The sequence below is a fragment of the Neobacillus sp. NPDC058068 genome (assembly GCF_042885335.1).
Taxonomy (GTDB): domain Bacteria; phylum Bacillota; class Bacilli; order Bacillales; family Cytobacillaceae; genus Neobacillus.
This window is the reverse complement of sequence record NZ_JBHVSI010000002.1, coordinates 411209-433878: the sequence shown is the minus strand read 5'-3', so window position 1 is coordinate 433878 and position 22670 is coordinate 411209. Positions and strand designations below refer to the sequence as shown.

The 22670-nt window shown below is 38.4% G+C and carries 16 protein-coding genes; 8 read left to right on the top strand and 8 right to left on the bottom strand.

Features of this window, described 5'->3' with window-relative positions; translation table 11 throughout:
- Positions 1 to 37: 37 nt before the first annotated feature.
- A complete protein-coding gene (locus tag ACFVSW_RS04405; protein ID WP_387312665.1) occupies positions 38 to 1783 on the top strand; it encodes a phospho-sugar mutase in 1746 nt (581 codons plus the stop codon).
- Positions 1784 to 1943: 160 nt separating this feature from the next.
- Here ACFVSW_RS04405 and ACFVSW_RS04400 read toward each other — a convergent pair whose 3' ends face one another.
- Complete coding sequence (locus tag ACFVSW_RS04400; protein ID WP_387312663.1) at positions 1944 to 2198, bottom strand: YhdB family protein; 255 nt, start codon at positions 2196 to 2198, stop codon at positions 1944 to 1946.
- Between the two features lie 140 nt (positions 2199 to 2338).
- Between ACFVSW_RS04400 and ACFVSW_RS04395 the strand changes: the two genes are divergently transcribed.
- Positions 2339 to 3319: a M14 family zinc carboxypeptidase gene (locus tag ACFVSW_RS04395; protein ID WP_387312660.1), complete on the top strand. Its 981-nt coding sequence runs from the start codon at positions 2339 to 2341 to the stop codon at positions 3317 to 3319.
- A gap of 96 nt (positions 3320 to 3415) precedes the next feature.
- Positions 3416 to 4831, top strand: coding sequence for a SpoVR family protein (locus ACFVSW_RS04390; RefSeq protein WP_387312658.1), 1416 nt, complete (start codon positions 3416 to 3418; stop codon positions 4829 to 4831).
- 56 nt (positions 4832 to 4887) lie between these two features.
- Here ACFVSW_RS04390 and ald read toward each other — a convergent pair whose 3' ends face one another.
- Positions 4888 to 6021 carry an alanine dehydrogenase gene (ald, locus tag ACFVSW_RS04385; RefSeq protein WP_387312655.1) on the bottom strand — a complete coding sequence of 378 codons (1134 nt, stop codon included), beginning with the start codon at positions 6019 to 6021 and terminating at the stop codon, positions 4888 to 4890.
- Positions 6022 to 6203: 182 nt separating this feature from the next.
- Between ald and ACFVSW_RS04380 the strand changes: the two genes are divergently transcribed.
- The 3 genes from ACFVSW_RS04380 to ACFVSW_RS04370 all read left to right on the top strand — a co-directional run bounded on the left by ACFVSW_RS04380 (position 6204) and on the right by ACFVSW_RS04370 (position 9107).
- Entirely contained in the window at positions 6204 to 7022 is an 819-nt protein-coding gene (locus tag ACFVSW_RS04380; protein ID WP_387312653.1) for a 5'-nucleotidase, lipoprotein e(P4) family, read from the top strand.
- A 340-nt stretch (positions 7023 to 7362) separates the two neighbouring features.
- Complete coding sequence (locus tag ACFVSW_RS04375) at positions 7363 to 8247, top strand: permease (protein ID WP_387312650.1); 885 nt, start codon at positions 7363 to 7365, stop codon at positions 8245 to 8247.
- Positions 8248 to 8258: 11 nt separating this feature from the next.
- Positions 8259 to 9107, top strand: a complete 849-nt coding sequence (locus tag ACFVSW_RS04370) for a TIGR03943 family putative permease subunit (RefSeq protein WP_387312647.1) — start codon at positions 8259 to 8261, stop codon at positions 9105 to 9107.
- 47 nt (positions 9108 to 9154) lie between these two features.
- Here the strand turns inward: ACFVSW_RS04370 and ACFVSW_RS04365 are convergent, their stop codons facing one another.
- Together ACFVSW_RS04365 and ACFVSW_RS04360 are read right to left on the bottom strand one after the other, a co-directional pair.
- Entirely contained in the window at positions 9155 to 9529 is a 375-nt protein-coding gene (locus ACFVSW_RS04365; protein WP_387312645.1) for a cytochrome-c oxidase, read from the bottom strand.
- Between the two features lie 136 nt (positions 9530 to 9665).
- Positions 9666 to 10922: a DUF445 domain-containing protein gene (locus ACFVSW_RS04360; RefSeq protein WP_387312642.1), complete on the bottom strand. Its 1257-nt coding sequence runs from the start codon at positions 10920 to 10922 to the stop codon at positions 9666 to 9668.
- Between the two features lie 138 nt (positions 10923 to 11060).
- Between ACFVSW_RS04360 and ACFVSW_RS04355 the strand changes: the two genes are divergently transcribed.
- Entirely contained in the window at positions 11061 to 11231 is a 171-nt protein-coding gene (locus ACFVSW_RS04355) for a hypothetical protein (RefSeq protein WP_387312639.1), read from the top strand.
- A 52-nt stretch (positions 11232 to 11283) separates the two neighbouring features.
- Here ACFVSW_RS04355 and ACFVSW_RS04350 read toward each other — a convergent pair whose 3' ends face one another.
- Genes ACFVSW_RS04350 through ACFVSW_RS04335 form a run of 4 tightly spaced genes read right to left on the bottom strand, consistent with a single transcriptional unit; the run spans position 11284 to position 15476 of the window.
- A complete protein-coding gene (locus ACFVSW_RS04350; protein ID WP_387312636.1) occupies positions 11284 to 12150 on the bottom strand; it encodes a hypothetical protein in 867 nt (288 codons plus the stop codon).
- Positions 12151 to 12174: 24 nt separating this feature from the next.
- Positions 12175 to 13149, bottom strand: a complete 975-nt coding sequence (locus ACFVSW_RS04345; RefSeq protein WP_387312634.1) for a TIGR03943 family putative permease subunit — start codon at positions 13147 to 13149, stop codon at positions 12175 to 12177.
- 37 nt (positions 13150 to 13186) lie between these two features.
- On the bottom strand, positions 13187 to 14245 hold the full coding sequence (locus ACFVSW_RS04340; protein ID WP_387312632.1) for a permease: 1059 nt from the start codon (positions 14243 to 14245) through the stop codon (positions 13187 to 13189).
- Positions 14246 to 14264: 19 nt separating this feature from the next.
- The gene (locus tag ACFVSW_RS04335; RefSeq protein WP_387312631.1) at positions 14265 to 15476 is read right to left on the bottom strand and encodes a HupE/UreJ family protein; all 1212 of its coding nucleotides are present in this window, start codon (positions 15474 to 15476) and stop codon (positions 14265 to 14267) included.
- Between the two features lie 292 nt (positions 15477 to 15768).
- Here ACFVSW_RS04335 and ACFVSW_RS04330 point away from each other — a divergent pair, with 292 nt between their 5' ends.
- Entirely contained in the window at positions 15769 to 22593 is a 6825-nt protein-coding gene (locus ACFVSW_RS04330) for a DUF4350 domain-containing protein (protein ID WP_387312628.1), read from the top strand.
- Positions 22594 to 22670 lie beyond the last annotated feature (77 nt).

Genomic DNA, 22670 nt, shown 5'->3' with positions numbered 1-22670 from the left:
ACAATATACAGGATACAGAAATAGGAGGGGACCCCTTTTGGATTGGAAAGTTGTGGCAAACAGTTGGAATGAATTTGCTGGATTGGATCAGGAACTAAAAAATCAATTAGAAGAAATGAAAACGGATGAAAAGCAGTTAGAAGAGTCTTTTTATAAGAATCTTGAATTTGGAACGGGCGGTATGCGTGGTGAAATAGGCGCAGGTACAAACCGAATGAATATTTACACTGTCCGCAAGGCTTCCGCCGGCCTGGCAGCATACATAGAAGAAAGTGGGATGGAAGCAAAACGACGCGGTGTTGTCATTGCCTATGATTCACGTCATAAATCACCGGAATTTGCGTTGGAGGCTGCTAAGACACTGGCAACAAAAGGGATTCAAACCTATTTGTTTGACGAACTAAGACCGACACCGGAATTATCCTTTGCCTTAAGATACTTACATGCTTTTTCAGGCATCGTCATTACAGCCAGTCATAATCCGCCCGAATATAATGGCTATAAGGTTTATGGTCCCGATGGCGGGCAGCTGACGCCTAAAGCAGCAGATATTGTTATTACTAAGGTAAATGAAATCGAGAATGAATTAGTCATCGAGGTAGACAGTGAAGAAAAGTTAAGAGGCTTAGGTTTAATTAAAACCATTGGTTCAGACATTGACCAAGTTTATATTGAAAAATTAAAGACCATCTCTGAGAATCCGAATCTTGCTGAGGAAACGGATATTCATGTTGTCTTTACACCATTACATGGAACGGCAAATAAACTTGTCCGTGCTGGTCTTACCGAATTAGGCTATAACAATGTAACGGTCGTCAAAGAACAAGAACTTCCAGACCCGGAATTTTCAACGGTAAAAAGTCCAAACCCAGAAGAACATGCTGCCTTTGAATTGGCCATTCGCGACGGTAAAGAAGTTGGAGCTGACCTGTTAATTGCGACTGATCCTGATGCTGACCGCCTGGGTATTGCGGTTCTTAATGATGAGGGAGAATATGTTGTCCTTACAGGCAATCAAACAGGTGCGTTATTACTGGATTATCTTCTTTCTCAGAAACAGCAAAAAGGCACTTTGCCAGCAAATGCGGTTGTGTTAAAGACGATCGTTACCTCTGAGATAGGAAGAAAAATTGCTTCGGCCTATCAATTAGAAACAGTTGATGTATTAACAGGCTTTAAATTTATTGCGGAAAAAATTAAGGAGTATGAAGAAAATGGTGACCATACCTTCCTGTTTGGGTATGAAGAGTCTTACGGCTACTTAATCGGCGACTTTGCGCGAGATAAGGATGCCATCCAGGCTTCGCTTTTAGCTACAGAAGTTTGTGCTTTTTATAAAAAACAAGGCATGTCCCTCTATGAAGGGCTGATGCAAGTTTTTAATAAATATGGTTATTATCAGGAAGGCCTTCGTTCTTTAACTTTAAAAGGAAAAGAAGGAGCAGAAATGATTCAACGGATTTTAGCTTCCTTCCGAGCGGAACCTTTCTCAAGCCTAGGATCTTTCAAAACGGATGTAACAGAAGATTATTTAACAGGCCTTCGGGTTAGGAACGATAAAGAAGAAAAAATTGATTTACCGAAATCGAATGTTTTAAAATATATTTTTGAAGACGGTTCATGGGTGTGTCTAAGACCATCAGGAACTGAACCAAAAGTGAAATTTTACTTTGGAGTAAATAGTAACAGCTTGGAAGAAAGTAAAACGAAACTGCTTGCGATTGAAAAAGCGTTTATGGAGCTTGTGGATCAAAAAATTGAAATGGTTCAAGAGAATAAATAAATCATCCATTTTGCCAATTGCGGAGTATACGTCCTTCGAAATGGCTTGGTGAATGGTTAGTTAAAACGGCTTCCAACTAGGGAAGCCGTTTTTTGGTGGTGGAATTCTTTGCCCCGGTTGTAAATAATTTTCTCCACAAATTCTGTATCCACTTGTTTTTTCAGGAAAGACTATACATCGGTACTCCATTTTCATCAGGTTCAATGGTTTCGTTAGCATGGTCGATGTAACGAAGAAGATTATAAAGTTTCGTTTCAATCACAGTGTAGTCACGTTCAAAATTGTAGGCGTGCAGGAATTGTTCGATTCTTTTCGATAAAAACTGGTCTTTTGTCCGTACCATTAAAATCAGTAAATTGTCCCATTCAGAACGGTGCGTATAGTACAACGCCCGGTCGTAATCAATTTTATTCATATGTGTTCTCTCCTCCTTATTAGGAGTTAAGATTATTGTATGACATTCTGCCGATAACTTTCACAGAAAATGTTGGACACTCAATGTTAGCGCTGTTTTCAACATTTACCTGTATAATTTTATTGAAAATTGGAGGTATTATGGCGAAATTGTTATGTTTTTTTCTGATTGTCTTCCTCCAGTTTGAAACAATATCACAAGCAAAAATTGTTAAAGCAAATAAACCGTATTCATTTGACCTGTTAGAACACGACATCGAGAAAATTCAAAAAAAATATAATAGAACAGTGGAAGTGAAATCGATTGGCACAACCCACTTTGGCAGCAATATATGGGCGATAAAGCTTGGCAAAGGGGAGAAAAATATCGTTTTTATTGGTACCCATCATGGGCGTGAATGGCTGACAAGTGTGCTTTTGATGAAAATGCTTGAATCTTATGCTGATGCCTATCAAGCTAGAGGGCAATTGGGGCTTAAGTCCACACGTATTCTTGATGATGTCTCGATTTGGTTTGTACCAATGTTGAATCCGGATGGTGTTGCAGTACAACAGAATAATCTGCAAATCTTTCCCGTCGATCATCAAAAGCGTTTACTGCTCATGAATGGCGGCGTGAACAATTTTGAAGGATGGAAAGCCAATGGGGTGGGGATTGATTTAAATCGGCAGTATCCGGCTGGCTGGGACGCTCTTAACCCAGAACCATCAGCACCTTCCAATAAATTTTTTAAAGGGAAGAAACCTCTTGAAGCATTGGAGGTCATTGCCTTAACAAATTTTATCAAAGAAATAAACCCTTCAATTGCAGTGGCATATCATACGGCGGGCAGAGAGATTTTCTGGAACTATAAAAACGGTAAATACCTAAAACGAGATAAGGACATTGCCAAGAAGGTTTCAAAAATGACACGCTATAAATTGGCAAAGCCGGAGAAAGAAGCGGTGGGCGGCGGCTTTACTGATTGGTTTATTACTAGCTATCACCGTCCGGCGCTAACGATTGAAATTAGTTATCTGGTTGGCGAAACGAATCCACCGTTATCAGTCCTTAAAACAGAGTGGAAGCGTAATCGCTATGTAGGTCTATTGCTGGCAGCAGAAGCGAAAAAAATACCCTAGGATGAAACAACATGGGTACTGGAAAAATAGTCATAGTTTACATCATTCCCCTGATTACTTCATACATTGTGATAAGAAGAAAAGGGGGAATGGCTAATGAATGTGGAAGGACGAAAATCACTTGAATACGCGATTAGTGAAATCACTGAAATAGCAACCGGCTTTGGTTTAGATTTTTATCCGATGCGCTATGAAATCTGTCCTGCAGAAATCATTTATACGTTCGGTGCCTATGGGATGCCGACCCGATTTTCCCATTGGAGCTTTGGGAAGCAATTTCACAAAATGAAACTCCATTATGATTTAGGTCTTAGCAAAATTTATGAACTTGTTATTAACTCGAATCCGTGTTATGCCTTCTTATTAGATTCGAATTCGCTGATTCAAAACAAACTCATTGTGGCTCACGTATTAGCGCATTGTGATTTCTTCAAAAATAATGTCCGCTTTCAAAATACGAAGCGGGATATGGTCGAAAGTATGGCGGCCACTGCTGAGCGAATCCATCAATATGAAATTCAATACGGTAAAAAGGAAGTAGAAACCTTCCTTGATGCTGTATTAGCGATTGATGAGCATATCGATCCATCTCTAATGAGACCTAAACTATCCTGGTCGATTGGCGATGATGAGGAAGAAGAAGATCAAGAATACCAAGCGGTAACACCGTATGATGATCTTTGGAAGCTGGATGAAAAAGAAAAGCAGGAAACTAATCAACCCAGGAAGAAGAAATTTCCACCACGGCCAGAAAAGGACTTATTGTTATTCATTGAAACGTACAGCAGGGAGCTTGATGATTGGCAGAGAGACATCTTGACAATGATGCGGGAGGAAATGCTCTACTTTTGGCCCCAGCTTGAAACGAAAATCATGAACGAAGGCTGGGCATCGTATTGGCATCAACGGATATTAAGGGAATTGGATTTAACGAGCGGAGAAGCAATTGAATTCGCCAAATTGAATGCCGGAGTTGTTCAGCCGTCAAAAACAGGGATAAACCCCTATTATCTCGGCATCAAAATCTTTGAGGATATCGAAGAGCGGTATGACAACCCAACCGAAGAAATGAAGCAAAGAGGCGTCGAGCCCGGCTCAGGCAGGGAAAAAATGTTCGAGGTTCGTGAGGTTGAATCGGATATTTCTTTTCTACGGAATTACTTAAATAAGGACCTCGTGATGAGGGAAGATATGTATCTTTTCCAGAAACAAGGCCGGGATTATAAAATCGTCGACAAAGAATGGGAGCATATCCGCGACCAGCTTGTGAATATGCGGGTAAACGGTGGATTTCCTTACATCACCGTCAATGATGGCGACTACATGAAAAACGGCGAGCTTTACCTGAAGCACTGGTATGAAGGCGTGGAACTGGATGTGAAATATCTTGAAAAAGTGCTGCCATATATCCAGCAGCTTTGGGGCAGACCAGTCCATATCGAAACGATGATAGAAGAAAGAAGAATGCTGTTTACCTATGACAGCAAAAGCGTCCATCGGAAATATTTATAACAAAAAGAGGATATCCCTACAGAGAAAAATCACTGCTGAGATATCCTCTTTTCTTATTAAATTGCAGCTAGTTCTTTTTCTAATGCTTTTTCTACAGGTACATAATCATACCCTAGATCTTTTGCTACTGCTTCATAGGTGATTTCTCCACCCGCTGCGTTAACACCAAGCAATAAAGCTGCGTTTTCTGTGATGGCTTTGAAAACCCCTTTATTGGCGATTTGCAATGCGTACGGAACCGTAACATTTGTAAGTGCAATGGTTGAAGTTCTTGGCACGGCACCAGGCATATTGGCTACAGAATAGTGGACAACCCCATGTTTGATAAATGTAGGGTTATCATGAGTGGTAATATGATCGCAGGTTTCAACAATTCCGCCTTGGTCGATCGCAACATCGACAATTACAGAACCTGGTTTCATTGTCTTAACCATTGCTTCCTTAACAAGTTTAGGGGCTTTAGCACCAGGAATCAATACAGCTCCGATTAGCAGATCAGCCTCCGCAACTGCCTCCGCGATGTTCAAAGGATTAGACATCAATGTTTTAATTTGATTTCCGAAAATATCGTCAAGCTGGCGGAGACGTTCAGCACTCAAGTCAATAATGGTAACATCAGCGCCTAAACCGATAGCCATTTTAGCAGCGTTTGTACCAACAATCCCACCGCCGATAATGGTTACTTTACCACGGTTAACCCCTGGAACACCTGCAAGCAGGATTCCTTGGCCGCCATTATTTTTTTGCAAGAACTGGGCACCTATTTGGGCAGCCATCCTGCCTGCAACTTCACTCATTGGGGTAAGAAGTGGAAGAGTTTTGTTTACGGCCACTGTTTCATACGCAACAGCGATAACACCTTTTTCTTTTAAAGCTTGTGCAAGTGCTGGCTCAGCAGCAAGGTGTAAGTATGTAAATAGAATTAAGCCCGGGCGGAAATATTGATACTCACTTGAAAGTGGTTCTTTAACCTTCATAATCATATCAGCCTTTGCCCAAACTGTTGCAGCACTATCAATAATCTCGGCACCGGCATTAATATAATCTTCATTGGTGAAACCGCTTCCAATTCCAGCGTCTTTTTCTACTAATACTTTATGTCCGACCGTCAAAAATGAAACAACACCAGCAGGCGTAAGAGCCACGCGATTTTCATTATTTTTTATTTCTTTAGGTATTCCAATAAACATGATAAATTCCTCCCCAAAACGTTAAAATAATGTTGCTATGGGTAAAGTATATCATATTCTTCGAGCATTTAATGAAGGATTTTCGTATATTTAATTCTTGGATAAAGAAAGCTCGGTCAAAAAGCTTAGATTTTTGATTAATCCATATACTAAAACGGTAAAAGTCAAGGAGGTTTGAATGGATGAAAAAAATTACCGCATTGATAACAGCTGCTGTCTTAGCACTTTCACTTTCCGGCATTAGTGCCTGCGCACAAACGGTGACAAATCCAACCGCCAGCATGGCAGAACAAAACACGATGTCCGTTCTCTGGTATCAGACATCAGGAGAAGCAAAAGCTTTGTATTACCAGGGCTACAACGTGGGAAAAATGAGACTGGATGAAATCTTGAGTAAACGGGACAAGAATAAAGGGCTAAAACCAGCAATTGTACTTGATTTGGACGAAACGGTTATCGATAATAGCCAGCTTTTTGCCGGGAAAATAGTTTCAGGAGAGAACTATCCGTTAAATTGGAGTAAATGGGAAGACAGGGCTGCAGCAAAACCACTGCCAGGGGCATTAGAATTTCTAAACTATGCCGATTCAAAGGGAGTTTCCATTTTCTACATTACCAACCGAAAAGAAGCAAAAAAGGCAATCACCATTAAAAATTTACAGGCTATCGGTGTACCACAGGCCGTGCCCGACCATGTATTTTTAAAACAAAAAGGTGAAAGCGGGAAAGAAAACAGGCGCCTGCAAGTAGCCAAAACTCATGAGATCGTGCTTTTGTTTGGCGATAATTTAGGGGATTTTAGTGGATTTGACGAGTTATCGGTATCCGGAAGGATAGAAGCTGTAACTAAACACAAAGAAGAATTCGGCAGAAAACTCATTGTGTTTCCAAATCCGATGTATGGAGATTGGGAAGGGGCTATCTATAATCATGACTCAAGTAAATCTATAGAAGAAAGATTGAATCTTAGGAAAAAAAGCTTACAGCCATTTCAACCATGACGAAAACCATGCTGCCGCCAAATATTTGGCAGGCAGTATTTTTTTTGTAAAGACTGTGTTAAAAGTGAATGTTGATTTCCGTTCCAGGGGCTTCGCTTTCCGCGGGGCGGGCGGTGAGCCTCCTCGGCGCTAAAGCGCCTACGGGGTCTCACCTGTCCCGCTGCTCCCGCAGGAGTCTCGCGCCTTCCACTCCAATCAACATTGTGCTCATAATCAACAATGTTCTTTAACACAGCTTTTGTAAAAGAAAATTTCTTCCTCATACCATATTTTTCGTTGGACGAAATAAAAGATTCCGAGTATAGTAGTTAACATCAGTTTTGGTACTAGGAGGATTACTATGTTTGGTATCTCATTACCGCAGTCGTTTTTACAGATGAATACCATATTTATCTCTATCCTTATTGAAGCATTACCATTTGTGACGCTCGGGGTATTAATCTCGGGAATTATTCAAATATTTGTGACCGAAGAAATGATCGCGAAGATCATGCCGAAAAATAAAGTCCTTGCAGTGATTTTTGCCAGTTTTTTAGGAATATTATTTCCATCATGTGAATGTGGGATTGTGCCGATTGTCAGTCGGCTTGTCGCAAAAGGAGTGCCGATTTCTGCAGGGATTGCCTTTATGTTAACCGCGCCAATTATTAACCCGGTTGTATTGTTTGCTACTTATATTGCCTTCGGCAGCGATTGGAAAATGCCGATCTTCCGCGCCATTGGCGCACTTGTTGTTGCGTTTGCAGTTGGAATATTGATTGCCTATCGCTACAAAGGAAATCCGTTTAAAGAAACACATCATCACCATCATCATGAAGAAAAGAAAACCGTCATGAAAAAAATTTGGCAGACACTCGAACATGCTGTAGAAGAGTTTTTCTCAATGGGGAAATATTTAGTGATTGGTTCTCTAATTGCAGCTGCAGTCCAAACTTACGTAAAAACGACAACTCTTGTCGCTATTGGTCATGGCCCTGTATCATCTTCCTTAGTTATGATGACTTTGTCCTTTATTCTATCTCTCTGTTCCGAAGCGGACGCTTTTATTGCTTCCTCCTTTAGAACTACGTTTTCAACCGGTTCATTATTAGCGTTTTTAGTATTTGGTCCAATGGTTGATATTAAGAATTTAATGATGATGCTGGCAACATTTAAAAAACGGCTAGTATTGATGATTGTATTTGCTTCATTTGCCGCTGTCTTTGTGTACTCATTGTTGTTTTAGGAGTTGTTACCATGATAAGAAGTTTAATATTAATTGGCTTTACTTATTTAATCTTTCAATTGCATCTTACTGGTGATATCTCAAAATATATCAACATGAAGTATTCGTACCTTTCAGCCGCTGCTGGTTATGGATTATTAATCTTAACGATCGTCCAAATTTTTATGCTGAATAAGGATCAATCAAAAGAAACAGGATGCGATCATGATCATTGCGGGCATAATCATGATAAAGAAGACAAGTGGTATAAAAAGCTTTTTGTCTATCCGATTCTCGCGTTTCCGATTATCTCGGGTATATTTTTCCCAATAGCCACTCTTGATTCAAATATTGTCAAGGCGAAGGGTTTCCATTTTCCCATATATGATGAGGGCAAAGGGGACCCGTTTATGCAGCAGCAATTCCTGCGGCCAGATACAAGTGTATATTATGGAAAAGATGAATACGACTCCCGCATGAAAACTGAGAAGAAAAAGTATATCGATCAAAAAACGATCTTGTTAAACGATAAAAATTATTTAAATGGGATGGAAACGATTTATAATTTTCCAGGTGATTTCTTAGGGAAAGATATTGAGTTTAAAGGCTTTGTTTTTAATGATGCTGAGACGATAAATAAAAATCAGCTCTTCGTATTCCGTTTTGGCATCATTCATTGTATTGCTGACTCTGGTGTCTTCGGGATGCTTGTCGACATGCCGGAGGGCACGAAGCTGGGGAATGACGAGTGGATTACCGTAAAGGGGAAAATCTCGACAATTTATTATCAACCCTTCAAAACGAATATTCCTATATTAAAAGTAGAAAAGTGGACAAAGACATCCACTCCTAAAGATCAGTATGTGTATAAAGGTAATTAAAAAAGACGCCGAGTAATGGCGTCTTTTTCTGCATGATAACTAACTATTCACATGGATTCCTGTTTAATATTTTTTATGATGTTGACGGCAAAGAGAATAATCCCTAAAACCATTAATGTACCGCCTGTAGCAACTGCAGGCTCTGCACTTTCTGTCCCAGATTTTAAGAATGCAAGTCCAATCATCATAATTGGCAGAGAAATATTATGCAGCCAAAAGTGAATCTTCGCTAATGTCGTTTTTGCTGCACTTGGAAACGCAACATAGATAAGACCTGCCATACCCATTGACATCCAACCTAATAAATTTATATGAACGTGGACAGGAGTGAAGGTGAATTTTTGCGACATCGACATATACATCCCAATGCAAACCCCGATGACAAAATAGACAACAGAAATTTTAATAAACTTAATACCCATTTTTCTGCCTCCTTTTTCATATAAAAATAATGACTACAGTAGTAAATATGTAGGATTATTTTGAAAAAGAACTGAATTTAAGGGGACAAGAAAGGATATTTTTTCCTGGAAAAAGAGCAATCCAAAGGACTGCTCTTTAAAATAAGGCCTTTATTCCTACTAATACAAGGCCAATTAGAAATCCACAAACGGCTCCGTTTACCCGAATCCATTGCAGGTCTTTTCCAACATTTGTTTCAATCATACTGATAAGTGTTTTATTATCAAGTTTATTTAAATTTTCCTGGACAAGTATACCGATTTTTGAATGATATCGATCAACAAAGCTGGATATTTGTTTCTTAATCCAAGCTTCCAGTTTGTTCATCTTGTCTGGATTTTCTTTAAGCTCATTCAGGCTTTTCGTAATTAACGGAAGTATATATTCATCGTAAAAGCTTGGCTCTTCCACAAAATCATAAGCCTTTTGCTGGAACTCAGTTAAAAACTCGATTATTTTTTCTTCGGGTTTCCATTTTGCGATGATTTGCAGTTTAAACTGATTAAGCTCTTCATAAATCTTTTCATCACTTTTAATATTTTGCAGCTTGGTATCAATGTGGATTAATAAGGTTTGTCTATTTTGATTCAAGGGATCGCGATAACTATCAACACCTTTTAGAATCAGATTTTGGATAATATTCCCTAATTTCTCCTCGTTAACAAGATTGCTAAAAGATCTCAACGCAAACTGCATGATACCATCCGCTTTAATATTTTCAATCATTTCAACGGCCATCCCACCAAGCTGATTCTTTGTACTTTCCTTTTTGGCCCAATCATCAATTTCTTTAAGGATGAAATCAAGTGTTTTTTCATCGTATTTCCGAATCGTAATTTGATCGACCAGTAATGGAAAATAGTAATTAATATCTATATTTTCAAGAAAGGCTTTTAGTTCTTTTTCAATAATAGGAGCTAATATTTTTATCTCAATTTTATTAATTAAATGTTGAATAAGAGTGATAATGTTTTTCTTTACTGGCTGCGAGTGTATTTCCTTATTTACGATGGTAAATAATTTTTCGCTGAACTGAAACGTTTCTATTTTTTCACGGATGCTCTCCTTTGTCAGCCAGTCCTGCTCTAACATCGAAATGATTTTCGCAATAATCTTTTCTCTGTTTTTTGGCAATAGGGCTGTGTGCGGGATTGGGAGGCCAAGTGGATGTCTGAATAAGGCCGTAACGGCAAACCAGTCTGCAAGGCCCCCAACAAGTCCTGCCTCAAATCCGCCTTGGAGGATGGTTCTCCACAGTGATAGCGGTAATGGTATAGTAGCTAAAAATCCAGCTGCCATCACCATAAGAGAAATAGCCGCTAAATGCTGTGATTTACTTTTCTGTTTTAACATCTTGTAACCCCTCGTTTTGGATAAATATTGTTGTCAATTGATATTATCTCAATATTGTTGAAAAAAAAGCAAAATTGTATGAAGTGTAAAATTAGCTTAGAACAAATATACCGAAATCAGGATACTTATACAATTAAAATGAATAGAAATTGTTGCAAGTGGTACTATATTGCAACAAATGGAGCAATGCAAACTGGCTGGATCCAAGTTAATAAGAAATGGTACTTCCTATACAATGATGGCCAAATGGCATTCAACACGACAATTGGAAAGTACAAACTTGGTAATGATAGAGCATGGCTTCAATAATAGAAAATAAAAAAGGAACTGCAATTTTATTGCAGCTCCTTTTTTATTTTATTTATTTGCTGGCCTTTACGGTCAATAAACCTTCAGATTTGCCCGGTTCAAGCATTAGGTGATACTGTCCAATTTGTGGGTTATCTAAGAGGACCATGTTGTTCCCTTTTTTTAAGCCAATATTGAGTTTTAAATCGTTTGATACTAATGTTACTTGTTTGCCTTCTTGAATGTCGACGATGAAATTGACTTTAATCATGGTATTTGCTTTTAAAATTGTATTTTTCGGATCAAATCCTGAGGGGGTTACATTAATAGTTGCCACCTGTAAATCATTCTCTTCGTCCATTACAGCATTTTGTTTTTGAGGCTGACCAATAATTCCTACATGAAAATGGTTAAAGTTTAGAAAAATGATAAGGAGTAATATACCAAATGTTGAAGAAAGAATAATAGTTGATGCATGAGAAAGCTTTTTTTTGCCCTTATTAGAAAGCTTCTTGTTTTGTTCCATAACAATCTGTTTATCAAAAAGCTTTAAGAGAAAATAGATGAAAAGGACAAAAAGGATATCAACTATTAGAAAAGGTGTTATAGATATAAACGTCAAAAACCCTAATGTAGAGCCAATTGATGCTCCAATAAACCCTGATAATAGTTCATTTAACCCTTTTACCTTTTGAAAAGGTCCACCAACAAGAAATCCACAAACGATAGCAACTAGAAAACAAATGATTATCGTTAAAGTTAGATTATAATTAGAAGTCTGCATCAACAAAAAGCCAACCGTTGCAGTAGAAAATCCTGTTAGTAATGTTGTTACAGTTCCAATTGACCTGAAGATATTATCTTTGTTGCGATTAAAGTGGAGAATACAATAGCCGGTTATTATTAAAACAAGTAATAAACTTCCGATCTTTAGTAGCATCAATACACCTCTCAACAGTTCATATTACAATTTTGAACCAAATTTCCAATCAGGATAAACATATTGAACACTTGGTGCAACTGCTGGTTCTGTTTTTTCAACATCAATTTTAATTACTGTTTGTCCATTAAAACTAGTTTTACTGATCTTTCCTGTAATCGTAACCCAAGAATCATTTACAAATTGGTCCGGATTGGCTGCTTCGGCAATAATCCCAAATGGTGAAATATCGGCAATACAGTGGGTCATACCCATTCTTGCGATAATAAATTGGTTACTCGATAATCCATTTTCTCGATAAATAAAACCTTTAATTTTAATCTCTTTATTTTGAAAATTATCGACAAAATTATTCATGGATTGCAGCTTTTCAATGAACCATTCATCCTTCATTTCAATTATATCTTGCTTATATAAAACCATCCCTAGTTTGGCATAGTCTTTATCATAAACATTGGTTTTAAACATTTTCTTAAGCGCAGGATCCTCGTTACCTTCTAATTCCACTAAAGCTCCCTTAGCTTGACTTTGAGTAGCTAAACCACCTAAATTCATGCCTCTACTCCCCGCAAGTGAACTAGATTGAGCCTGATTTGGTAAAAAGAAACCAAGAAGAAGCGGCAATAGAAATAAACTGTAGACAAAAATATCTTTCCAAATTGATTTCTTAAATAGATGTGTATGATGATGACCGAAAACATTCTCGTCATGTCCTAAATGGCTATGATCGTGAGAATGATCATGGCCGTGGTCATGGTCATGTCCACATTCACAAATAATGACAGGCCTTTTTAAGGAAAGAAATGCAATATAAAATTGAAAAGCAGAAACAATAATAAGAACCAAGGCAGCGATTTTAATATAAATGACAAGCTGCGGGACAATAAATTGGAGAATATCTCCTGTCATCGTTAAGAGTAACATATAAATAGAAAAGCCTAAAAGTATGGCTGCCCTCAAAAAGTAATGAATATTTGTGGAACTGATTTTGTTTTTCATCAAATCACTACCTTATTAGTATTTCCAATCAACTGGATTAAAAAGCCAATTGTAAAACAATTGTCCCCACAAAAACCAAGATCGTTACGAGTGCACAAAGTAAGATAACAAAACGAGATCTAAAGACAGCGAGCATCATCAGAATCCCCTTAATATTGATCATCGGGCCAAAAACCATAAAACCAATCAATGAGCTTTTCGTAAAAATGGTTTGTAAGGATTGGGCAACAAAGGCATCTGATGTGGAACAAAGGGATAGGATAAATCCAAGTCCCATCATTACTAAATTGGCGATTGGTCCGCTGTTTCCTACCGCTATTAAACTATTTTGTGATACAAAAACTTGCAATAAGGCAACAATAATGGAACCAAACACTAAATACTTTCCCATATCGAAAAATTCACTTACTGTATGACCCATTACTTCAATTAATTTATTTTTTACTGGCTTCTGGGAACTAAGATGGTGGTGATGATGATGTTCATGCTTTTCATCATTTTCCCTATCATTATTTTTCGGATGCGTTAATTGTTCGCGTAATTGGTTTGATTTAACAAATTTGTAGACAATCAAACCTACGATAAGTGCAACAACAAAAGCTAGTCCCATTCGATAAAAGGCGATCGCTGGTTGATTTCGAAAAGCAGTTAATGTTGATAAAAATACAATTGGATTTAGAATGGGTCCAACCAAGATAAAGGTTGTGGCAACATATAATGGCATCCCTTTTTTTATTAATTTACGAATAGCAGGGACCATACCACATTCGCAAATGGGAAAGATGATCCCCAACACACTTGCAGCAATAATCCCTAAAAACGGATTTTTCGGAATGAATTTCCGAATCATTTGGTCTGTTACAAACACTTGAAGGATGGCCGAGACAAAAACGCCGATTAAGATAAAGGGCATTGCTTCAATAATAATGCTTATTAACATCATTTTAAACATTTGCAACTTAGGGCTAGTTACGATTGAACTAGGGTCATAGGCAGATAAAACATATAATAGTCCGATAATCACTAAACTCAAAATTATAAGTATTTGAGAATTTGACTTCGCAGGTGTGCCTTTTTTAATAGCAGTATTTCTCAAAGGATACAACTCCTTGATTTTAAGATAGTAATCGCTCAATTAACCAAAATCCGCCCAAAAGAAACGCAATAGTTGAAACGGAAATAATTGCCTTCCTTGAATATTTTGAACGATGTAACAGCGTTAATAACGGTAATAGAAGGACGACTATTAATAGTTGGATAATTTCAATCCCAATATTGAAGCTAGCTAGGTCAATGGCTAATTCGCTCTTAGGAATATGCATCTCTGTTAATATATCGGCAAAACCCATTCCATGGATAAGTCCGAAGAGAAAACTTAATACCCACCGGTAGCTAACCTTTTTACGGAAAATATTTTCCAAGGCAACATAACAGATACTGATGGCAATTGCAGGTTCGACAATGCTTGGCGGTATATTAATTATTCCTAAAACGGTCAAGGTTAATGTTAAGCTATGCGCTATAGTAAAAGCAGTGATCACCGTCGCAATCTGCTTAAAGCTTTGTCTAGCGATTAGTAGTGATAAAAGGAATAGAATATGGTCGTAACCTTCAAGGATATGATTTATGCCAAGCTTCATAAATGTAAGCCAGCCTGACGTTGACAATGAGTGTTGTGATTCCACTGGCTTATTAGCTTGTCCCTGCTGCTTAGGAGTTCCGTTTTTATCTCCTGAAATATTGGCAGCATAATCATTTTCGCTTAAGATCATGGACCAAGTGCGATTGCTTCCTGAAAGTGCCGCTGTACTATTTTGCTTTCCATAAGAAACCTTCAATAAATCAACATAGTTTGTGATTTTTTCATTTTGATACAAATTATCAGTAAATGAAATCGATTGAGATGGAGTGATTGCCGGAAATAAAACCTCTAAACGAAGTTGAGTCGCATCTCCTTTTCGATTTAAACTGATTGTTTCTATCTTGGACCAGTTTTGTGGTTGGCCATCTATTTTTAAGATAATATTTTCTTTTAGAATCGATAAAATTTTATCCTTAATAGCTTCAAATTCCTCTGGTTCCAACATTCCATTGTTGTTAACATCTCCACCTGCTAATTCAATGACAGAAACCTCATCTAATTCAAAGGTCATCTTTGTTTGCGATTTTGAAAGCTGTAAAGTGGTAAAACTAGCACTATAAGCATGGGCATGGGCGATCTGTATAGTAGATAAGAAAATCGTGATTGGCATTATTAACATAAGGAAATACCGACAAAAATTAGACCAATTCGAAATTGGATTCATTCTTATAGTATTTGTATCCATTAAAAGGTTACCTCCAGAGATGTGTAATTTTTAATAATGGAGAATCCCTGTAACTATATCATATGAACTGTGAATCTAATGTAAATTAAACGTAAAATTTGTAGATTTTTGTCGAATTTTGTAGAATCGAATCGAAATTCATACTAGAATTGTAAAGGCAAGGAACTAGTAATAAAAAGAGGTGGTTATAGGTATTACAGGTATGTATTACCATTATCCAAATGAAGGGCTCGCCATATATAATAATGGCGTAAGCGCTTCAGCAAAAACATTTTTGGGAGGAATGTCATAGGTGTACGCATTTATTAGAAAGTACAAGAAATTGGTTAGTCTTTGTTTAACAGCACTAATGTTGTTATCAATGGTCAATCCAAATATGGCAAAAGCTGCTTCAGATCCTGTTACGCTAGCAATATGGGATTTTAGCAAGGGGCAAAATCTAACAGCAACTGCTGGAGTAGATGTAAACCTAGACAAGCAATTATCAATCTCAGGCGCAACAATGACCGGTTATAATGCAGGACCTACATCAGGGATTAGTGTTCCAAACGCAAATACCTGGACAAACAATCCTTCATTTTGGCAAGTGCCATTGTCAACAAAAGGCTATCAAAATATTACTTTATCATCTAAACAATATGGTTCTGCTACAGGACCAAAGGATTTCAAGGTTCAATATAGTTTAGATGGTGCTAACTGGAAAGATATTGCAGATGGAACAATAACTATTTCCACTGCTAGTACTTGGGTAACTACAAATGTTTCGTTACCAAATGAGGCAAATAATCAGGAATTAATTTTTGTAAGATGGCTTAAGGCTTCAGAAACTTCAATTAACAATGGTTCAGTTGCCGCAACAGGTACGAACCGTATTGCTGACATTATTGTTACAGGTGTGCCGTCTGAATCTACTCCAGATCCAGATCCGAACCCAAATCCGGATCCAGATCCGATTGTTGAAAAAACAGCAGCACCAGTTGCGTCAAAAATCACCTATACTTCCTACACAAATGTTAGTGGCGCATCAGGGGCGGTAGCGAAAAATGCGACTGTTAAACTTTATTTTGACGATAACAATGCAGTGGCAACAACTACAGCGGGTGCAGATGGAGCATTTAGCTTCAACTTTGAAAACCCACAATTGAAATCAGTAATCAACATTACAGCTCAAGAAGATGGAAAAACTTCAAGTGACAAAGTTGCTGTAAATTACAATGGTCCGAAAGAGGATCCAAAGAAAGTTTCACCTGGAGACGTTGTATTTAGTCAACTATACGTTAATGGTGGAAACAGCGGAGCATTTTACAAAACTAAGTTTTTTGAGCTTTACAATAATACTGATAAAGACATTGATCTAAATGGCTGGTCTATCGCTTATACTTCAGCATCAAGCATGAGCTTCGGTGCAGGCCAAGCATTATCTGGAACCATTAAAGCTCATGGCTACTTTCTGGTTGCAGGGTCAACAGGTGCTACAGGCCAAGACCTTCCTGTAACGCCGGACGTGACAACGACATTAAATCCGAGTGGTTCTGCAGGTGGAGCCTTTGTTCTTGCTAGTAAGAAAACGGCTGTTACTGGTGTCGATGACCCAGATGCTATCGATTTATTAGCATATACAGATGGAACAGGAACATTTAAAAATCCATTATATTGGGGAAGCCCAATTTCAGATGCAACGATGAAAGCTGGAACTATTATCCGTAAGACGGATATTGGTTCAGATCCACGTACTGCGTTTGGAATGGGAAATGGTTGGTTTACGAAAGATCCATCTAAAGATTTTACGTTTAACAAACCATCAGGCGGTAACACTCCTGAGGAAATGTTCGTTCGCAACTCTAAGTTCATGTTTTCTCCTGATACTGCAAAAATTACTTTTACACATGCCGGCGGTACTGCAACAGTTGTTGGACAACCTGGTTCAGTTCCGGCTTCAGCTACAGTAAAAGCGTATGAGGAGAATGGCGGTACTGTAACAAGTCAAAAAGAAGCAAAAGCAGCTGCTGATGGTTCTTTCACAATGAGCTTCACAACTGCTAGTTCAATAGTTTACTTGACTCAAACTGACACAACACAGCCAACAGCGTTAGAAAGCAGCTATGCAAGAATCGATGCAGCTGGCACAGCGAAGACTGTTACGTTATTAAGTGAATTACGAAAAAATGATGCAAAAGGTTTTCCAGTCAATGTTGGTTATACAACAACAATTGAAGGGGTAGCAGTCAATAATAACACCCCAGCTGGAAATGTGAAAACAAACTTCAATCTTCAAGATTCTACAGGTGCCATCAATGTAGTTAATAAGTTGGATCCAGCTACCTCTATTAAAGAGGGAGCAAAGTACAAGATTGATGGACGCGTTGTCTTTAACGCAGGGTTGACACAGTTCATTCCAACAGCAATTAAGTATGTTGGCGATGACAATGTACCTGCACCAGAGCACATTTCTATTGATGCAGTAAACGAAACAAATGAGAGTAAATACGTTACTTTCGTTGGAAAAGTAACAAACATCCCGACGAATGGTCCGGATTATGATGTGACAGTAAGCGATGAAACTGGCGATCATTTAGCGATTGTTCGTATTCAAGGGTCTATTGAGGATATTGAACAAGGTTCAAGCTATGCTTTCAATGGAATCGTTGGCCAATATAAGAAAATTGCTCCGTTTACTAGCGGTTATTATCTGCTCGCTTCATCTGTAAAAGGGCAATTGGCATTAGCGCATACCCAGTTAACGAAAGCTTACACTGGTTTCGATGTTTCTTTCTCAGCGATGGCGAAAAATGCCGACTCAGTTACCCTTTATTACAAAGGAGAAACTGATTCAAGCTACAAACAAGTCAGCATGAACTCTGCAGATGGCCGAAACTATAATGGAAAAATCCTAAAGGCAGATGTGCCAACAGATAAATTCTTCTATTATATTGAAGCTGTTAGCGCTGAAGGTAAAAAATCTGTCGGAGATGCAGCAAACCCTATTTTGGTAAATGTTGTTTCCAAAACAGATGGTCCAGTTATCTCAAATCCTACACCGGAAAATGGAGATGTAATTGACTCTCGCTATCCTACCATTTCCGTGAAATTGGAAGATGCAAGTGGTGTCGATACGCAATCTGCAACCATAGCAATTGATGGCAAGGATTTCACTGCAAAAGCGATTAAGAGTGCGACTGAAATCAAGTTAGTTCTTACAAAGGCTGAGGAATTAACTGAAGGTGATCATTCTGTTATTGTTTCCGTTAAAGATAATTTAGGAAACCGTTCTGAGTTCTCATGGAAATTCACGGTGGCAAAACGTTTTGTGGGTGGAAACCACTATCGTGGTACAACACATAACCACACGAACATTTCCCATGATGCAGCTGGTTCACCAGAATCGTCACTTTTAGCGGCTCAGAAATATCACTATGACTACTATGCTTTCTCTGATCACTCACATGACATTGATGCGAGCCTAGTAAATAAAGATACTGTTGACCATAAAGGAATGAAAGAACGTACTGGCGGCAGTGACTGGAAATTAACCAAAGATTTAGCGAAGCAATATACAAAAGATGGTAAATTTGTTGTTTTCCCTGGTTTTGAAATGACTTCAACGACATGGGGACACTCTAACGTATTTGGAACAGACAACTTTATTGACCGTGTTGTTGATGGTGGAGCATATCAAAAATTGCAAAATTATTACAGCTGGGCAATCACATACGATGATATCGTCGCTCAGTTCAACCATCCTAAAATGTCAGCAAATGCGTTCGATAATTTTATTCCGTATGACAAAAAAGTGGACAAGCTGTTTACAATGCTTGAAGTTGGAAACGGATCAGGGATGTATTCATACGCAAATGCTGAAGATAAGTATTACAGCGCCCTTGATATCGGCTGGCATGTTGCCCCAACTTACGGTGAGGACAACCATGATGCGACATGGGGACAAACGAAAAAGCGTACCGTCATCGTAGCGGATGAACTAACAACAAATTCCTTGCTTGAAGCGATGAAGAAAATGCGCGTGTATATGAGTGAAGATCCAAACTTTACGTTAGATGTATCTGCAAGTGGGTTCTATATGGGATCTACAGTGGACACTGACACGTTGGACTTCAACATTTCAGGAAGCGATCCTGTTTTAGAAAAAGCTACTGACCCAGATTATAGCTATATTAAAACTCCTTCCAACGATAATATTGCTAAAGTGGAATTAATCACAAATCACGGAAGAGTTATTGACACTTATGTTCCTAAGGAAGATACTACTTCCTTTACTTGGAACCCTAGTGTAACAGTCGCTGGCGGACAACAATGGTTTGTCGTAAAAGTAACGCAAAAAGACGGCGATCAAATTTACTCTGCGCCAATCTGGTCTCAAGCGAAGGACGTCGCTGTTAATGTAAGTAATATTGGCACACCGGATGGTGCGATTATCGGTGGTGTAGCATCTACTCTTACTGCAGGCGTAAGTAACTTAGGAACTGTAACTGTAAGCAACATTAAAGCAAAATTCTATTATGATAAAATCGATGCAGAACATTTTATTGCTGATGCAAGTATTGATTCTCTTGCAGCGAATGGGTCTGCAGATGCAAGTGTAGTTTGGAAAAATCCAGTTGCAGGAACCCATAATATCATTGTCGTTCTGTCTGCGGATAGCCACGATTTAGGCGACAATAATTTTGAACAAAGCTTTGTCGTGAAAGCACCACTAGGCAAAACGATTATGATTGATGGTACTCACGGTAATGAAAATACGAAAGGTGATCTTGGCACATACAAAGATAACCTGAAATTATTCACTACTGTAATGAAACAACAAGGGTATACAGTTGTTGAAAATGCAACTACTTTAAGTGATGAAGTCTTAAAAAATGTAGATGTATTAATGGTCACACACCCAACATCTTCATACGGAACGAATGAAATTGCAGCAATTAAAAAGTTTGTCACTAATGGTGGTTCACTATTAATGACAGAAAAGAGTAATTTCGGTGGATCGAACCAAAATCTAAACACGATCTTGTCAGAAGTTGGTTCAACAATCGCTGTGAACAACGATGGTGTATTTGATGAAACGAAAGAAGGTAACTTCTGGAGCACACCGTTAACGTCGAATTTCTCTGTTCGCTTACACCCTACACCTGTAAGCAATGGATTGACAGATTTTGTTCCGACTATTGAATACTATAGTGGTTCAAGTCTTGCTAAAAATGATGGTACAGGTAAAAAAGTTGAATTAACAGATAGCAGTACAGTAACAATACTAGCGCGAGGAAATGAATCAACATTCCAAGATAGCCCAAGTATTAAAGCTGATTCTGTATCCTATAACGTCCAGACATCAAACGGTAAAACCGGTCCGGCTTTGGATAAAGTGACAGGTGGTTCAACTATTCCGATGATTGCGTCTGAAGAGCTTGGAAAAGGTAGAGTCGTTGTATCTGGAATGAATATCTTCAATGACAAGCAAATCGATCAAACATTCAGTCCAAAAGGAAATGAGCGCTTTGCTGTCAATGTTGTCAACTGGTTATCACATCTAGAACCAAAAGTGAAATCCATTGGCGATGCCCGTAAGTTAACTGATGGTACCAATGTAGTTGTCGAAGGTACTGTAATTACAACCGTATTCTTTGATGCTGTCTATATTCAAGATAGCACTGGCGGAATCATGGCCTTTAATGATGTGCCAGTAGGAAGTTTACAAAATGGCGACAAAGTTCGTATTTACGGACACATTAAAACGTTTGAAAATAACTTAGAATTAGAGTTCGGCAGTTTTGCAGAAAGTATTGTAAAACTTGGCACTGGTCCGCAAATTGAACCTAAGTTAGTAAGCACAAAGGATTCAGTTGCAGAGGAGAACCAAGGAAGTCTAGTTAAAGTTATTGGTAAAGTTGTATCGATCTATGATGAAAATTCATATGTGATTGACGATGGTTCCGGCTCAACATTAGTATTTACAGATGGCTATGTTGCAAAACTAAGCGGTACTCCAGTCCCTAGCCTTAAGGTTGGTGACACTTTTGAAGCAGTCGGGTTATCTGGTAAATTTAGTGAAGGTAGTCGTATCCGTGTCAGAGATACTAGAGAATTAATCGGAATTAGTGCTGCTGCACCTGGTGCACCAGTCGTTAATCCAGTATCAGATAAAGATACGGTTATAACTGGAACAGCTGAAGCGAGCACAAATGTGGTGGCAAAGGTTGATGGTAAAGAAATTGGTTCAGCAGCAGCTGGAACAGATGGCAAATTTGAAATCAAAATTGCTAAGCAAGTTACTGGAACTAAAATTGTCGTAACTGCTACTAATGCTGCAGGCAAGGAAAGTGTAGCAAGTGAAGTAACTGTTATCGACGTTACTGCACCAGATGCTCCACAGGTAAATGAGGTAACGGATGCTGACGAAGTGGTTTCAGGTACAGCCGAAGCAGGATTAAAAGTAACTGCAAAGGTAGATAGCAAGGAAATCGGTTCAGCAACAGCTGATGAAACAGGACAATTTGAAATCAAAATTGCGAAGCAAAAAGCTGGAATGAAGATTTCCGTAACCGCAACTGATGCAGCAGGCAACGAAAGCACAGCAACAGAAATAACAGTAAAAGATCATGTAATTGTACAAAAAACACCAGTGGTATATGATGTCTTGGATACTGATAAAAAGGTAATAGGGAAGGCTGAAGTTGGTTCGACAGTGACTATTTCAGTTGGGAAGACAGTCCTTGGAAGTGCAAAGACTGACAAAGATGGGAACTTCTCTGTTACGTTAAAATCTGCTCAAAAAGCAGGTACGGTATTAACAGTTATAGCCACTGATAAGGCTGGAGTTGAAAGTCCATCCGTTCAAGTAACAGTAATGGATAAAGCAACGGCTGGAAGAATTGTCGTAAATGAAGTAAAAGCTTACGATAAAAAAGTAACCGGAAAAGCCGAAGCTGGTTCAATGGTTACGATAAAGGTGGGATCTTCTGTTATAGGTACCGCTCAAGCCGATAAGAATGGAAGCTTTAGTATAACATTGAAAGCTTCGCAAAAAGCAGGAAAAGTTTTAACAGTAACCGCTACTGACAAAGCAGGGAATGTTATTTCTAATGTTACTGTCATCGTAGTAGATTGAATTGTTCGTATTAACCTAACTGAAGGTATTTCAAGAACTACAAAAATAGCAACCTAGATTTATAAAGAGATATGAAT